This window comes from Hyunsoonleella jejuensis (assembly GCF_900111025.1).
GTDB lineage: Bacteria > Bacteroidota > Bacteroidia > Flavobacteriales > Flavobacteriaceae > Jejuia > Jejuia jejuensis.
Genome location: NZ_FOFN01000001.1, coordinates 842,250 through 858,867, shown reverse-complemented (window position 1 = coordinate 858,867; position 16,618 = coordinate 842,250). Strand labels below are relative to the sequence as shown.

10 protein-coding genes are annotated in these 16,618 nt (G+C 36.1%); 5 read left to right on the top strand and 5 right to left on the bottom strand.

Annotated features, from left to right (window positions below; genetic code table 11):
• Positions 1-35 precede the first annotated feature (35 nt).
• Positions 36-2,627: a phosphoenolpyruvate carboxylase gene (locus BMY39_RS03720; protein ID WP_092575565.1), complete on the top strand. Its 2,592-nt coding sequence runs from the start codon at positions 36-38 to the stop codon at positions 2,625-2,627.
• A 338-nt stretch (positions 2,628-2,965) separates the two neighbouring features.
• On the opposite strand, the gene BMY39_RS03715 is transcribed toward BMY39_RS03720, so the two are convergent.
• From BMY39_RS03715 to BMY39_RS03700, 4 genes are all read right to left on the bottom strand, one after another.
• Positions 2,966-4,198, bottom strand: a complete 1,233-nt coding sequence (locus BMY39_RS03715; protein WP_092575563.1) for an ammonium transporter — start codon at positions 4,196-4,198, stop codon at positions 2,966-2,968.
• 35 nt (positions 4,199-4,233) lie between these two features.
• Positions 4,234-4,572 (bottom strand): P-II family nitrogen regulator, encoded by a 339-nt coding sequence (locus tag BMY39_RS03710; protein WP_092575560.1) that lies wholly within the window; start codon positions 4,570-4,572, stop codon positions 4,234-4,236.
• Between the two features lie 205 nt (positions 4,573-4,777).
• Positions 4,778-6,061 (bottom strand): ammonium transporter, encoded by a 1,284-nt coding sequence (locus BMY39_RS03705; RefSeq protein WP_092575557.1) that lies wholly within the window; start codon positions 6,059-6,061, stop codon positions 4,778-4,780.
• A gap of 107 nt (positions 6,062-6,168) precedes the next feature.
• The gene (locus tag BMY39_RS03700) at positions 6,169-7,185 is read right to left on the bottom strand and encodes an outer membrane beta-barrel protein (protein WP_092575554.1); all 1,017 of its coding nucleotides are present in this window, start codon (positions 7,183-7,185) and stop codon (positions 6,169-6,171) included.
• Between the two features lie 462 nt (positions 7,186-7,647).
• Between BMY39_RS03700 and gltB the strand changes: the two genes are divergently transcribed.
• The gene (gene gltB / locus BMY39_RS03695; protein ID WP_245738153.1) at positions 7,648-12,159 is read left to right on the top strand and encodes a glutamate synthase large subunit; all 4,512 of its coding nucleotides are present in this window, start codon (positions 7,648-7,650) and stop codon (positions 12,157-12,159) included.
• Positions 12,160-12,163: 4 nt separating this feature from the next.
• Positions 12,164-13,630 carry a glutamate synthase subunit beta gene (locus BMY39_RS03690; RefSeq protein ID WP_092575552.1) on the top strand — a complete coding sequence of 489 codons (1,467 nt, stop codon included), beginning with the start codon at positions 12,164-12,166 and terminating at the stop codon, positions 13,628-13,630.
• A 113-nt stretch (positions 13,631-13,743) separates the two neighbouring features.
• Here BMY39_RS03690 and fbp read toward each other — a convergent pair whose 3' ends face one another.
• A complete protein-coding gene (fbp, locus tag BMY39_RS03685; protein WP_092575549.1) occupies positions 13,744-14,754 on the bottom strand; it encodes a class 1 fructose-bisphosphatase in 1,011 nt (336 codons plus the stop codon).
• Positions 14,755-14,876: 122 nt separating this feature from the next.
• On the opposite strand from fbp, the gene BMY39_RS03680 reads away from it, so the two are divergent.
• Both BMY39_RS03680 and BMY39_RS03675 read left to right on the top strand, forming a co-directional pair.
• Positions 14,877-15,371 carry a GNAT family N-acetyltransferase gene (locus BMY39_RS03680; protein WP_092575546.1) on the top strand — a complete coding sequence of 165 codons (495 nt, stop codon included), beginning with the start codon at positions 14,877-14,879 and terminating at the stop codon, positions 15,369-15,371.
• On the top strand, positions 15,358-16,608 hold the full coding sequence (locus BMY39_RS03675; RefSeq protein ID WP_092575543.1) for an aspartate kinase: 1,251 nt from the start codon (positions 15,358-15,360) through the stop codon (positions 16,606-16,608). Before BMY39_RS03680 ends, BMY39_RS03675 begins: the two co-directional genes overlap by 14 nt.
• Positions 16,609-16,618: the final 10 nt, after the last annotated feature.

Below are 16,618 nucleotides of genomic sequence, written 5' to 3'. Positions count from 1 at the left end.
GTATTTTTACTGTTCATTTTATAAAAACCGAATATATGTCTGTAGAACCAAAGTTAATTAGATTCAATCAAACAGTACTGTCTAAATACCAAATATACAACAGTATATTTATGACCTTACCTTTTGATGCAGTTACAAAAACAGGAGTTTTATTGCCATTATTTCATGAAACATGCGAGAAAGGTTTTAAAAACGGTGATGACCCCACAACCATTGTAGAGACGTTTTTTACAAAATATCAAGCTCGACGCAATAAACAAAGTCAGATCAACCTATTGTTCAGGTTTATCCAATATATTGAGCGACAAGTGGTACTGTTTGATGCTATAGAGGATGCCGCTTTCCCGGTTGTTAACAACATGGATGGTGTAGGAACTTTAAGAAACTTGAAAGGTTCTGCAATGTCTGAAGGTAAAATGGAAGAACTTAAAGCATTTTTAGAAGAGTTCAAAGTACGTATTGTTTTAACCGCGCACCCAACCCAATTTTATCCGGGTTCTGTTTTAGGTATCATAACCTCATTAACTAAAGCTATAAAGGAAAACGACCTTTCAGAAATCAATAATTTATTCGGACAACTTGGAAAAACACCTTTTTTCAAACATAAAAAACCTACGCCTTATGATGAGGCAAAGAGTTTAATTTGGTATTTAGACAATGTATTTTATTCAACATTTGGAGAAATTTATAATTATATTCAAACCAATATATATGCCGATGGTAAAAAGCACAACGATATTATAAATGTTGGGTTTTGGCCTGGAGGCGATAGAGACGGTAATCCTTTTGTAAAACCAAAAACTACCCTTAAGGTTGCAAATAAACTTAAAAAAACAATTCTAAAAAAATACTACGAAGACCTAAAATCTTTACGAAAAAAATTAACCTTTAGAGGCGTTGAGGAACGCATAATCCGTTTAGAAACTATAATGTATGATTACAGTATAGATTTAAACCATAAGAAAGCTATAACCGAAAAAGAGCTAAGGCTTGAATTATTAAGCATTAGAAATCTAGTAGTAAAAGAGCACCAGTCGCTTTACGTGAGCGAACTCAATCATCTTATTAACAGGGTTCATTTATTCGGATACCATTTCGCATCGTTGGATATTAGGCAAGATAGTAGAATTCACCATTCTGTTTTTACAACGGTAATTGATCATCTGATAGAAAAAGGGAGTACATCTTTTCCTGAAAATTACCATGAATTATCAGAAGCTAAACAAATTGATATTTTATCAAAAGCTACCGATGAAATTCATGATTTAGATGTTTTTGAAGATGAAATGGTTAGAAATACGCTAAAAACAATAGCGATAATTAAAGACATTCAAAAGAGCAATGGCGAACGTGGTGCAAATCGTTACATTATTAGCAACAACCAAACAGCGCTTAACGTTATGCAACTATTTGCAATGTTAAAAATTGTTGCCTTTAAAGATAATCTCACCGTAGATATTGCGCCTCTATTTGAAACTATTCCTGATTTAGAGAATGCTCCTGGCGTAATGGAACAACTATACCAAAACCCAGAGTACATGGCACATTTAAGGGCTAGAGGTAGCAAGCAAAACATAATGCTTGGATTCTCTGATGGCACGAAAGATGGTGGTTATTTAATGGCCAATTGGGGTATCTACAAAGCGAAAGAGCTACTTACTGCAATGTCTAGAAAGTATGATATTACGGCCATATTCTTTGATGGTCGGGGTGGACCGCCAGCAAGAGGCGGTGGTAAAACACACAACTTCTATTCTTCATTGGGTCCAACCATAGAAGATAAGGAAGTACAGGTTACCATTCAAGGACAAACAGTTAGTTCTAATTTTGGGACGCTAGACTCGGCTCAATACAATGCAGAACAGCTAATAAGTTCTGGTATTAAAAACAGGATCGACGGTGAGCGCAATAAACTATCTGACGAAGACAGGGCCGTTATGGAAGAGCTGGCAGAAACCAGTTACCAAACTTATAAAGATTTTAAAAACCACCCGATGTTTATTCCTTATTTGGAACGTATGAGTACTTTAAAATACTATGCCAAAACAAATATTGGAAGTAGACCATCAAAACGTGGAACATCAGACAAACTTGTGTTTTCAGACTTACGAGCCATCCCATTTGTTGGATCTTGGAGTCAATTAAAACAAAACGTACCTGGATTTTATGGCGTTGGAACAGCTTTAAAGAAGTACGAAGACAGAGATGAATGGGTGAAAGTAGAGCAACTTTACAAAAACTCTAAATTCTTTAAAACGCTTATTGATAATAGTATGATGTCACTAACAAAATCGTTTTTTGATCTAACAAAATATATGTCTAAAGACGAAGAGTTTGGTGATTTTTGGAAGATTATATTTGAAGAGTATCTTAATACAAAACGCTTACTTCTTAAACTTTCTGGATACGATGAACTTATGGAAAACGAACCAACGAGTAAAGCATCTATTGAGGTTAGGGAGTCTATCGTATTGCCGTTATTAACTATTCAGCAATACGCTCTTAAGAAAATTCAAGAATTTGAAAAAGCTGGAGTACCGAAGGATGATCCTGAGAAAGTGATTTACGAAAAAATAGTAACACGCTCGTTATTTGGTAATATTAATGCTAGTAGAAACTCTGCTTAACAAAAAAGCATTGCATTAAAAACAACCCCAATCCGCACAAATTGCGGATTGGGGTTTTTTGTGTTTCATTAGTTTAGTTTTTTGGCACTGTAGCTACTTGAAGTACTTAACAATTCTCAATAAAAACTATACTATTAGATGGTTGAAAAACATTCTTCTTTTTCAAAATACTGTAAATAGCGATGTTATTAGCCCAAAGTATAACAGGTTTTTTTTGATAATTAAATGAGATCATAAACAGTGTGAAAAAATTAAATACATTGAAAACCGTACCAACCTCCAAACAAAAAATGCCCCACGATTGTGGGGCATTTTATATCAACTAAATTAATAAAATATTAATGTTCGTTCAATCGGAAATCTGGATAAGCATCCATTCCATGCTCATGAGCATCAAGACCTTCCAGTTCTTCTCTTTCAGGAACTCTAATTCCAACTGTTTTCTTAAGTGTAAATATGATAAGGAACGCTGACACTAAGCAGAACGCTGCATAACAAGCTACTCCTGTTAATTGTGTTAAGAATGAGTGTTCTGGGTTTGTTGAAAAGATACCAACTGCTAAAGTCCCCCAGATACCACAAACTAAGTGTACTGCAATAGCCCCTACTGGGTCATCTAATTTAATAGCATCAATAAATGCAACTGCAAATACAATTAACGACCCAGCAATAGCACCAATAATGATAGCGCTTTCTGGTGTCATTACATCTGCACCAGCTGTAATACCAACAAGACCTCCTAAAATACCATTTAAGAACATGGTTAAATCTAAATTCTTATACTTTAAAAAGGATACAAATGCAGCAACTACACCACCTGCAGCTGCAGCTAAACATGTAGTAACTAGTGTTAAAGAGGTTAATTCTGGATCCGCTGAGAGCACAGAGCCACCATTAAATCCAAACCAGCCCAACCAAAGAATTAAAACACCTGCCGTAGCTAAGGGAATACTATGCCCTGGAATTGCCTGTGGTTTTCCGTTTTTAAATTTACCAATTCTAGCACCAAGCAACCAAACTGCCACTAAAGCAGCCCAACCGCCAACAGAGTGCACCAATGTAGAACCTGCGAAGTCATAGAATCCCATTTGGTCTAAGAAACCACCTCCCCATTTCCAAGAACCAGCAATTGGATACACCAAGCCTACGTATAATACGGTAAACATCATAAATGGTCCTATTTTCATACGTTCAGCAACAGCACCAGACACAATAGTTGCAGCGGTCGCAGCGAACATGCCTTGAAATAAGAAATCTGTCCACCATGTGTAACCGCCATCCGCATATTCCGGAGTCATTCCTCCTTCTGGAGCTGCTATTCCAAATCCTGCAAAATCAATAAATCCTGCAGCACCTTCTTCAAATCCAGGATACATTAAGTTAAACCCTGCAATATAATATAATAATAACCCTACGGTAATTATAAAAATATTTTTAAATAAAATATTGATCGTATTTTTTTGTCTCGTTAGTCCTATTTCTAAAAATGCAAATCCTGTATGCATGAAAAAAACCAATGCCGTACAGATCATCATCCATACATTGTTTGCTGTAAATAATCCTTGTTCCATAATATCTTAGTTATCTATATATTTTTAATTGGTTATTATTTTAAAGTGTCGCCACCCTTTTCTCCTGTTCTAATTCTGTAACATTCGCTTACATCTGAAACGAAAATTTTACCATCTCCCACTTCTCCAGTGGAAGCAGATTCTAAAATTGTTTTAATAGTTACCTCTTCAAAATCATCATTTACTACAATGGAGAGGTATCTACGCTGTATATCACTTGTACTGTAACTAACACCTCTGTAAACATGACCTTCCTTTTCATTTCCCAAACCAGTTACATCCCAGTAGGAGAAAAAATTCACACCAACTTCATGCAATGCGTCTCTAACGGTGCTGTATTTTGATTTTCTAATAATTGCTTCGATTTTTTTCATAATATGCCTGTATTTTGATTAGTAAGAATTCAAAAATAGAAAAATAATAGGGTGACTAAGAATATTCATGGATTAATCAAAAACTATTATTAGTTTTCTAAAAAACGTATAAAAAGGATGCTTTTTTTATATTAAAAAGCATCCTTTTTTAACAAACTAACTAATTTGAAAACTTACATTAATTATTGAATGTATTTCAATTAGCTTAGTCTTCTATTTCTCTTTGCCTTTTACCAGGATAAGCTAGAGCACCGTGCTCAGAAAGATCTAATCCTTCTATTTCTTCTTTCTCAGAAACTCTTAATCCAAGAGTTTTCTTAAGAATAGTTAAGAAAATCCAAGAAGTTACCACGGCCCAAATAGCATATGCCAAGGCACCTATTAATTGCGCTAAAAACTGATTAGCACCACCACCATTGAATAAACCAATACCAGTATCGCCATCAATACCCCAAAGACCAATTACAATGGTTCCCCAGAAACCTGCTACACCGTGTACTGAAAAAGCACCAACAGCATCATCAATCTTAAGTTTTTGCTCTACAAATTCCATAGAGAATACAACAATAATACCTCCAATAAAACCTGCAATTATAGCACCACCTTCTGTCATGTTTCCACAACCCGCTGTAATACTTACCAAACCAGCTAAAGCACCGTTAAGGGTCATATCTAAATTTGGCTTTTTATATCTTAACCATGATAAGAAAAGGGCACCTATAGCTCCTGCAGAGGCAGCTAAGTTAGTTACTAAAACTACCATAGAAGCACCAGTGGCATCATCACCACCCCATGCTAATTGAGACCCACCGTTGAATCCGAACCATCCGAACCAAAGTATGAATACACCTAGTGTTGCAAGAAGTTTGTTATGACCTGGAATGTCTACAGCCTTACCATTAATGTATTTACCTAGTCTTGGCCCTACAAGTATTGCAGCAACCAAAGCAGCCCATCCACCAACAGCATGTACAATTGAAGACCCTGCAAAATCAATAAATTCAGCTGGCATGATACCATCAGTATCATTTAACCAACCACCATTCCATTCCCATCCACCAGCAATTGGGTAAATGATTACAGTCATAATAATCGAGAAAATAATATAGGTAGTATATTTCGTTCTACCAGCAATAGCTCCTGAAACAATAGTAGCTGCAGTAGCACAAAATACTGTTTGGAAAAACAAATCTGCTGGACCTTGGTTAAACATAAAACCACTCCAACCAATCCATCCAGAAGAAGATTCTCCATACATTAAAGAGTATCCAACAAACCAGAACATTAGTGACCCTACTGCTATATCCAATACATTTTTCATAGCAATATTCACCACGTTTTTAGAGCGTGTAAAGCCAGACTCCACTAATGTGAACCCTGCTTGCATTAAGAATACTAGAATACCAGAGATAAGCATCCACATCATTCCCATATCGCCTTCTACAGCGGCGGTATCTTGCATTATAAGGGGCATGTTTAATAATGACATAATATTTGTTTTTTATGGTTAGTAATTATAATGTGAACAAAGCGAGTTCCTTTTCATAAAGAACTCGCTCTATTCTTTATTTTATTTTTTTATCAATCTCGTTTTACTTAGAACGTTACTATTGCGGCTAAAGTAAAAGCTGCTAAACTGTCAGTGCCAACTCCATCACTATCAACAAAGTTTCCGTAAAACTGACCATCATCTTGATTAGTCAAAGCATCTAACCTAATTTCAGGCTTGATAATTAAGTTGTCTACGGAATAGCTTCCTGTTAAAGTTGTAGCAAATACAGATGGTAAATCATCACCATCACCATGAATAGCAAAGTATTCCCCTCTTAATCCTATAGAAAAACTATCAGAAGTAGCTATTTGGGGGTACAAAGCAGCTCCATAGAAACCAGATCCGTCATTATCATTATAAGCGGCATTGATACCTAAGAAAAATGAGTCTGACAAATCAAAACCACCCGTATAATCGATTTCAAAACCTAAACCTCCGCTATTTCCACTATCATAGTACAGGTTTAAGAATTGACCTTTATAACCAAGTTGAGCTCCAAGAGCGTACTCTCCTGTCATTGAAATATCGTTAGTATCCCATGGGTTAGTGATAGCTAACATTAAACTAAAATCCTCAGATAAAGCGAAATCAGCCTTTAAACCCATGTGTGAAAATGGTCCGCTTGAGAATAAGTAAGAACAGCTATAGTTAAAGTTTGCGGCTGGCGCAATTACTTCATATCCTAAAAACGTGTTCCATCTACCAAAAGTTAAGGTAGTTCCTTCAGAAACATTCCAGTACACATATGCTTGGTTAACGATACCATCTACAATATCAGTATTAAAAGTGGCACCGGCACCTCTTGGACCTGCAACTAAATCCAGAACAGCACCTACTTTTTCACCTTCATACGTTGCAATAATGTTCCCCATACCTAAAGCGAAACCAGACTGACCAGCGAAAGCCGTTCCGAAAGTTGGGGCATCATTATCAGAAGCAGTTAAATATGTTTGATAATAAGCATCAACACTACCACTGATACTCAATTTTGGTTTTTCATCTTCTTGCGCAAATAATACAGTTGCTATAAGAAGCATTGAAAGGGTAAGTAATTTTTTCATAATTGTTTAAATTTTGGTTATTAATTTTTAAAATTTATTTCCTTAAGACGGGGCTAAACTATTTAAAAAAGATTTACCCCCATAAAAAAATAGGGGTAATTGATTCATTTTTATGATTTATCAAATTTTACCCCCATTTTTTTAGGGGTATTGTTATTTTAACTTAATTTTATGAAATATCAATAACCTTATTTATTGAATAATCGTCAGGTTTTGTTTGCTTATGATGCGTATTTTTTTAACAAAAACAGCAATCCCTTTCAATAATTCACAAATTCTTATTTATCCTTAAATTTTATCCATTGAATATTTATTAAAATATCTCATTATTATTGATAGAAAACCATTTAAAAGTAATGTTCGATTAAAAAATCGAAATAATGAAATTGCCTTATTAGAAATATAATTTCAATGCCTACATTTGTAATTCGACGCTTTTTTTAATCTTATATATCGTTGATTATGTTGAAGAAACAAGGTTTATATTCCCCCGAATTCGAGCACGAAAATTGTGGCGCAGGTTTTATTTGTAATCTTAAAGGAGAACGAACAAACCAAATTATTCACGACGCGTTAGAAATTCTCGTTAAACTGGAGCATCGTGGAGGTGTAAGTGCAGATGGCAGAACTGGTGATGGCGCTGGTTTGTTAATAGATATCCCTCACGATTATTTTAAACGTGTTTGTGATTTTAATATCCCCGACCAAAGAGAGTACGCAGTAGGAATGGTTTTTTTACCAAAAGTTGAAAACCAATACAAATACTGTAAGGATATTTTTGAAAAGGAAGTAAATGAACAAGGACTTACTGTTTTAGGATGGAGAAAAGTACCTGTAGATTCTACACAACTCGGGCAAATTGCATTGGCCTCCGAACCAAGGATAGAGCAATTATTTATTGGCAAAACCAACGTTATTGACGAAGCTACGTTCAAAGCTAAATTATATGCGGCACGTAAAATCACAGAGCATACCATAAGAAAATCAAAGATATCTGAAGGCTCTTATTTTTACGTACCCAGTTTATCAACTACTACCTTAATATATAAAGGTATTATAATGCCTGAAGATATTGGTCCATATTATACTGATTTGCAACAAGAAGACCTTGTTACACGATTAGCTTTGGTACACCAACGTTTCTCTACTAATACAATGCCTACTTGGGAACTGGCACAACCATTCCGTTTTATGTGTCAGAATGGTGAAATTAACACGCTACGAGGTAACGTAAGTAGAATGCGTGTGCGCGAAGAAATTATGAGAAGTGATGTTTTTGGGCCTCAAATAGATAAATTATTTCCAATTATCCTTCCAGGGAAATCAGATTCGGCTTCAATGGATATGGTGGTTGAATTATTAACACATTCCGATCGCTCCCTTCCCGAAATTATGATGATGATGATTCCTGAAGCATGGGAAAAACACGCCACCATGAGTGAGGACAAAAAATCGTTCTACGAGTACAATGGCTGTATTATGGAACCTTGGGACGGACCCGCATCAGTGCCATTTACAGATGGCGATTACATTGGTGCTTTATTAGACAGAAACGGATTAAGACCCTCTAGATATACTGTAACCAAAAGCGGTAAACTAATCATGGCATCAGAAGTTGGTGTGGTGGATATTGAGCCAGAAGACATTGAATCCCACGGAAGATTGGAACCTGGAAAAATGTTTTTGGTAGACATGAATGAAGGACGCATTATCGACGATGAAGAGATAAAGACAAAAATTGTAAACCAACGCCCTTATAAAGCGTGGCTTGATAAAACACGTTTACATTTAAGAGATGTTCCTTATACCAATGATACTTGCCCCATAGAGACCATTGATATCAAAACAAGACAACGTTTATTCAATTACACGTTTGAAGACATACAAGAGGTAATTACACCCATGGCCATGAAAGGTAAAGAAGCCTTAGGTTCAATGGGTATCGATACGCCTTTGGCAGTTTTATCAGATAGACCTCAACTTATTTCTAACTACTTCAAGCAATTATTCGCACAAGTTACAAACCCACCTTTAGATGGGATTCGTGAAGAAATTGTTACCGATATTAGTTTGAATCTTGGAAAGGACCGTAATATTTTCAGTATAACAGAGAGACAATGTAGAAAACTGAGAATTCAAAACCCGGTAATTTCAAATGCAGATTTAGAGAAAATCAGAACTATAAAAATTGAGAGCTTTAAAGCAGAAACCATTCAAATGCTATACCCAAAAGCGCAAGGAATGAACGGTTTAGAAGATGCTTTAGACGCTATCATTGTTCAGATAGAAAAAGCATTAGAGCGCAAAACAAACATTATCATATTGTCCGACAGGGGTGTTAACCAAGAATTTGCACCAATTCCTGCACTATTGGCATGTTCTTATGTAAACCATCAAATGAATCGTTTACGTAAGCGATCGTATTTTGATATTATTATTGAATCTGCTGAACCTCGCGAACCGCATCATTTCGCAACTTTATTTGGTTATGGCGCAAGTGCCATCAACCCTTATATGGTAAACGAAATTATTAGAATGCAGGTTAAAGAAGGATTTATTGCCGATTTAAATGAAGATCAAGCTGTTGAAAACTTCAATAAAGCTATTGGTAAGGGCATTCTAAAAATCATGAATAAGATTGGTATTTCTACCCTACATTCTTATCGAGGTTCTCAAATTTTCGAAATTGTTGGTTTTAACTCATCTTTCGTAGAAAAATATTTCCCTTATACCGCTTCTAGAATTGAAGGTATCGGACTTTATGAAATAGAAAAAGAAATAGACCAACGTTACAAACAAGCTTATCCAGATAAACCTATTGACAAAAAATTAGGTTTGAATATTGGCGGTGATTATCGTTGGAGACGTAACGGCGAGCGCCATATGTTTAACCCTACTACTGTTGCCAAATTACAACAAGCAGTTCGTTTAAGCGATCAAGCAAGTTATGATGTATATTCTAAAGCTATAAACGAACAATCTGAAAACTTAATGACCATTCGTGGGTTGTTTGAGTTTGACAACTTAGACCCTATTCCTTTAGATGAAGTTGAACCATGGACAGAGATTGTAAAGCGTTTTAAAACAGGCGCGATGTCTTACGGCTCTATTTCTCGTGAGGCTCATGAAAATTTAGCAATTGCTATGAACCGCATTGGCGGGAAATCTAACTCTGGTGAAGGCGGAGAGGACAGAAACCGTTTTCATCCCGATGTAAATGGAGATAGTAGAAACTCTGCGATAAAACAAGTAGCTTCTGGTCGTTTTGGTGTAACTTCTCACTATTTAACGAATGCCAGAGAGATTCAAATAAAAATGGCACAAGGTGCTAAACCCGGAGAAGGCGGACAATTACCTGGCGAAAAAGTATTGCCATGGATTGCAAATGCACGTAACTCAACGCCTTTTGTAGGGTTAATTTCACCACCTCCACATCACGATATCTATTCTATTGAAGATTTAGCACAATTAATTTTCGATTTAAAAAACGCGAACCGTGATGCTAGAATTAACGTAAAGTTAGTTTCCGAAGTTGGTGTAGGTACTATTGCTGCTGGTGTAGCAAAAGCTAAAGCCGATGTTGTACTAATTTCTGGATACGATGGTGGCACAGGAGCTTCTCCTTTAACATCATTAAAACATGCCGGATTACCTTGGGAACTTGGTTTGTCTGAAGCGCAACAAACACTTGTTTTAAACAACTTGAGAAGTAGAATCGTGGTGGAGTGCGACGGACAGTTAAAGACTGGGCGAGACGTTGCCGTAGCTGCACTTCTTGGTGCTGAGGAATTTGGTTTTGCAACTGCGCCTCTCGTAGCTTCTGGTTGTATTATGATGCGGAAGTGTCATTTAAATACCTGTCCTGTAGGTATCGCTACTCAAGATAAAGAACTACGTAAAAACTTTAAGGGTACACCTGAACATGTTATCAACTTCTTCTTTTATGTAGCTGAAGAATTACGTGGCATCATGGCACAACTTGGGTTTAGAACCATGGAAGAAATGGTAGGGCAAACCCATAAAATTAATGCGAATAAAGCCATAAAGCATTATAAAGCTAAAGGTTTAGATTTATCAAGTATTTTACACAGGCCAGCTGCATATAATAAATTGATTGTTAGAAATACAGAAAAGCAAGATCACAATTTAGATAACGTATTAGATTTTACGATTTTAAAGGATGCACATCGCGCTATGTATCGTAAGGAAAAAATGACTTTACAGTATCCAATAAGCAATATCAATCGTACCGTTGGAGCTATTGTAAGCAACGAACTTTCAAAAATCTACGGTCACCTAGGCTTGCCCGAAGACACACTTAACATCAATTTTAAAGGTTCGGCAGGACAAAGTTTTGGGGCGTTTGGTGCTTTCGGATTAACCTTTACTTTAGAAGGAAACACCAATGATTATTTAGGAAAAGGGCTTTCAGGTGCTAAACTAATTGTGAAAAAACCTGAAAATGCCGATTTCAAAGCCAATGAAAATATTATTGTTGGAAACGTTTGTTTATTCGGCGCAGTAAACGGGCAAGCTTATATAAATGGAATTGCTGGCGAGCGTTTTGCAGTCCGTAACTCTGGAGCTACTGCAGTTGTAGAAGGTGTTGGAGATCACTGTTGTGAATACATGACGGGTGGTCGTGTTATCGTGCTTGGTAAAACAGGACGAAACTTTGCCGCTGGTATGAGCGGTGGAATTGCTTATGTGTATGATCCAGACAATAAATTTGTAAATGGCTTATGTAATACAGAAACTATAGAGTTTGAGGATATTTCTACTGAAGACGCAAATGAATTAAAAGCGGCTATTGAGAAACACCTATTGTACACCAGTAGTGAAATTGCCAAAACATTATTATCTGATTGGGACACAACATTGGGCAACTTTGTAAAAGTAATGCCAATTGAATATAAACGTGCTTTAAAACGTTTAGAGACCGAAGAACAAATGGTAGAAGAATTAACAGCTTAGAATCATGGGGAAAGTAACAGGTTTTAAAGAATTTGAAAGACAGGACGAAAAATACGTGCCTGTAAAAGACCGTATAAAACATTATAAAGAATTTACAGTACCTCTTTCAGAAGAGGAAATCACAAAACAAGGATCGCGCTGCATGGATTGTGGTATTCCGTTTTGTCATAGTGGGTGTCCCTTAGGGAATCTTATTCCAGATTTCAACCATATGGTACATCAGGGCGAGTGGCAAAAAGCCTCATGGATATTACATTCCACGAATAATTTTCCAGAATTTACTGGTAGATTATGTCCTGCACCCTGTGAAAAATCATGTGTCTTAGGTATTATAGAAGATCCTGTTTCTATTGAAAACATAGAAAAGCAAATTGTTGAGCGTGCCTTTCAAGAAGGCTGGATTAAACCGCAACCTCCAAAAACAAGAACTGGTAAAACAATTGCTGTTGTAGGTTCTGGACCCGCTGGTTTAGCTGCTGCACAGCAGTTAAACAGAGCTGGACATACCGTGACTGTTTTTGAACGCGATGATGAAATAGGAGGTTTATTACGTTACGGTATTCCTAATTTTAAAATGGAAAAGGAAATCATCGATCGTCGTTTAGCAATTTTAGAAGCAGAAGGTATCACGTTTAAAACAAATGTAAATGTAGGCGTAAATTATGATGTTGAAGAATTAAAAGCGTTTGATGCCGTTGTGTTATGTGGTGGTGCTACCGAAAGACGAAGCTTACCAACCCCAGGTATTGAGGCTGATGGTGTGGTACAGGCTATGGATTTCTTAACACAACAAACCAAAGTACTATTTGGTAAAAAAGTAGAAAACCAAATAATGGCTACCGATAAAAACGTTATAGTTATCGGTGGAGGAGATACAGGTTCAGACTGTATTGGCACCTCTAACCGGCATGGTGCAAAATCTGTAGTTAATTTCGAGATTATGCCGAAACCACCGGGGCATCGTTCGCCAACTACACCTTGGCCTTTTTGGCCATTACAACTTAAAACCTCTTCTTCTCATGAAGAAGGTGTTGAGCGTAATTGGTTGATAAATACAAAAGAGTTTATTACCGACGAAAACAACAAATTAACAGGATTAAAAACTGTAAATGTCGAATGGAAGATGGTGCCTGGGCAACGTCCGCAACTAATAGAAATTGAAGGCACAGAAAAAACATGGCCATGTGATTTAGCTTTATTGGCACTTGGTTTCACAGGGCCAGAATCTACGCTTGCTGATACATTAGGCATTAAAACAGATGCACGCTCAAATTACAAAGCTGAATACGGAAAATACCAAACGAATATCCCAAATATTTTTACAGCTGGCGATATGCGTCGCGGACAATCCTTAATCGTATGGGCCATCTCCGAGGGTAGAGAAGCTGCAAGACAAGTAGATATTTACTTAATGGGGAAAACAGATTTGCCAACTAAAGATGACGCTGGAGATTTAGTGGGCTTACATTAAAAGATGATGTATTGAGAAAAAAAAGCGAACCGTGGAGTTCGCTTTTTTTTATGCCTAAAAATAGGCACTATACCTCTTTATATTTTCACTTTGCTTAAGCTAAGCAATTAATATTAATTTCGTGCTTTCTGCATAAACTCCTCAGCCTTATCCACCATGTTTTTACTGCCGCAAATAAACGGTACACGTTCATGTAGTTCAGTAGGCTTTATATCCATTATTCTAGTAAAACCATCACTCGCTTTTCCGTTGGCCTGTTCTGCTAAAAATGCTATTGGATTACATTCGTATAGTAATCTTAGCTTACCATTAGGGTTTTTAGAGCTTTGTGGGTACAAATAAATACCACCTTTTATCATATTCCTGTGGAAATCCGACACCAAAGACCCAATATATCTCGATGTATATGGCCTATCCTCTTCTTCTAATTGACAGTACTTGATATAATTTTTTATACCTTGAGGAAAATGAATATAATTACCTTCGTTAACGGAATAGATAGTACCATCTTCAGGGAATTCCATATCTGGATGAGACAAATAGAATGAGCCAATAGCAGGGTTTAGTGTGAAACCATTTACGCCATCACCTGTAGTGTAAACCAACATCGTAGAAGTACCATAAACCACATAACCCGCAGCCACCTGTGCACTACCTTCCTGTAAAAAATCTTCCAGCTGAACAGGTGTTCCTATCGGTGTTACCCTTCTGTAAATAGAAAATATGGTCCCCACGGACACATTAACATCTATGTTTGAAGAACCATCCAAAGGATCAATCAAAACCACATATTTATTTTGATGGTTTTCATCCTGACTATTGATCGAAATAAAATCATCCTCTTCTTCACTTGCCAAACCACAGATAATGTTTCGGCGAGTTAATGTTTGTTTAAATTTGTCGTTAGCATACACATCTAGCTTCTGTTGGTCTTCTCCTTGAATATTTGTATCACCAGCAGCTCCAATAATATCAACCAAACCTGCTTTATTCACTTCATGATTTACCACTTTTGCTGCTAAACGGATTGAATTTAACAGACTAGATAGTTCCCCAGAAGAATATTTGAAAGAAGCTTGATTTTCAATAATAAATTCGCCAAGTGTTTGCTTTTTAGGTGCCATAGATTTCTAAATTTACGTATACAAATATCATTAAAATTTAGCGAACTACAACGTTTTCGCTATTTATAATTGTTATAAAATGCGCAACTTTAAACTATCTTTGAAATTCATTTGAAAAAAGTATGGAACTAATAATCAGAGACGCAAAAAAAGAGGATATGTTAAAAGTTCTGAGTTTGATACAAGAACTGGCTACATTTGAAAAAGAACCGCATGCTGTTGAAGTTACGGTTACGGAATTAGAAAATGATGGTTTTGGGGAAAATCCACAATTTCATTGCTTTGTAGCAGAGGTTAATTCTCAAATAAAAGGTATTGCATTGGTATATAATCGTTATTCTACATGGAAAGGTAGAGCTATTCATTTGGAAGATTTAATCGTAAGCGAATCGATGCGTGGTAAAGGTATCGGATCTAAATTATTAGATGAAGTTGTAAAATATGGCTACAACCTGGGTGTAAAACGCATTAATTGGGAGGTACTAGACTGGAATGAACCCGCTATTACATTCTATGAAAAAAATGGCGCTAAAGTTATGCGCGATTGGGATGTTGTTCAAATGAATCAAGAAGCAATTAAAAACTATATTTCTAAATTAGAAGATGCAAATATTTAAGTTTGGTGGCGCATCAGTAAAAGATGCTGATAGCGTTAAGAATTTAGCCAACATATTAAAACTCGTTGGACATAAGAACATACTCATTGTGGTTTCGGCCATGGGAAAAACCACCAATGCATTAGAAATTGTAATTAAAAATTACTTTGAAAACAAAGCAGAATTAAATAGCGCCGTGCAAGATGTAATAAAATACCATAATAGTATTTTATTAGATTTATTTGAAAATGAGTCGCACCCAATTTTCAAAAAAGTAACACATCTATTCAGGGAACTGGATGATTTTTTAAGAACCAATAAATCGCCAGACTACAATTACGTTTACGACCAAACCATAAGTTATGGAGAATTGGTTGCTACAACCATAATCAGTGCCTACCTTAATAATATTGGTATTAAAAATGACTGGATTGACGCTAGAACACATATAAAAACCGACAATTACTATCGAAGAGCTAATGTAAATTGGGAAACTACCCAGCAGAACATCACATCCTCTTTTGATAAAAAAACACTAAATATTACGCAAGGATTTTTAGGTAGTGATGCCAACAACTTTACAACTACGCTAGGAAGAGAAGGTAGCGATTACACTGCTGCAATTTATGCTTATTGCCTAAATGCCGAAAGTGTTACCATTTGGAAAGATGTACCTGGGGTTCTAAATGCAGATCCACGTTATTTTGATAACGCACAATTGTTACATCAAATTTCATACGAAGAAGCTATAGAATTGGCTTTTTATGGAGCCTCAGTCATTCATCCAAAAACCTTACAGCCTTTGCAGCGTAAAGAAATCCCACTCTTTGTAAAGTCGTTTTTAAATCCAAAAGATGACGGTACAAGGGTTGGAAAAGGAATTACTTTACAACCCAATGTGCCTTGTTTTATTCTGAAAAAAAACCAAGTTTTAATCTCACTATCATCTTTGGATTTTTCGTATATCGTTGAGGACAATATTAGCGACATATTCAAGTTACTGCATACTTATAAAATGAAAGTGGATGTTATTCAAAATTCAGCCATTAGTTTTTCCGTTTGTTTAGAAAACAGCTTTAATAATTTAGAAAAACTATTGCAGCATTTGAAAGCAAAATTTAGGGTAACCTGTGATGAAAACGTATCATTATACACTATAAGACATTACAACAACGAAGTCCTTAAACACTTGGAAGAGGATAAAACGGTATTACTAAAGCAATTAACACAAGAAACTGTGCAAATAGTTACTAAATAGTTTTATTTAT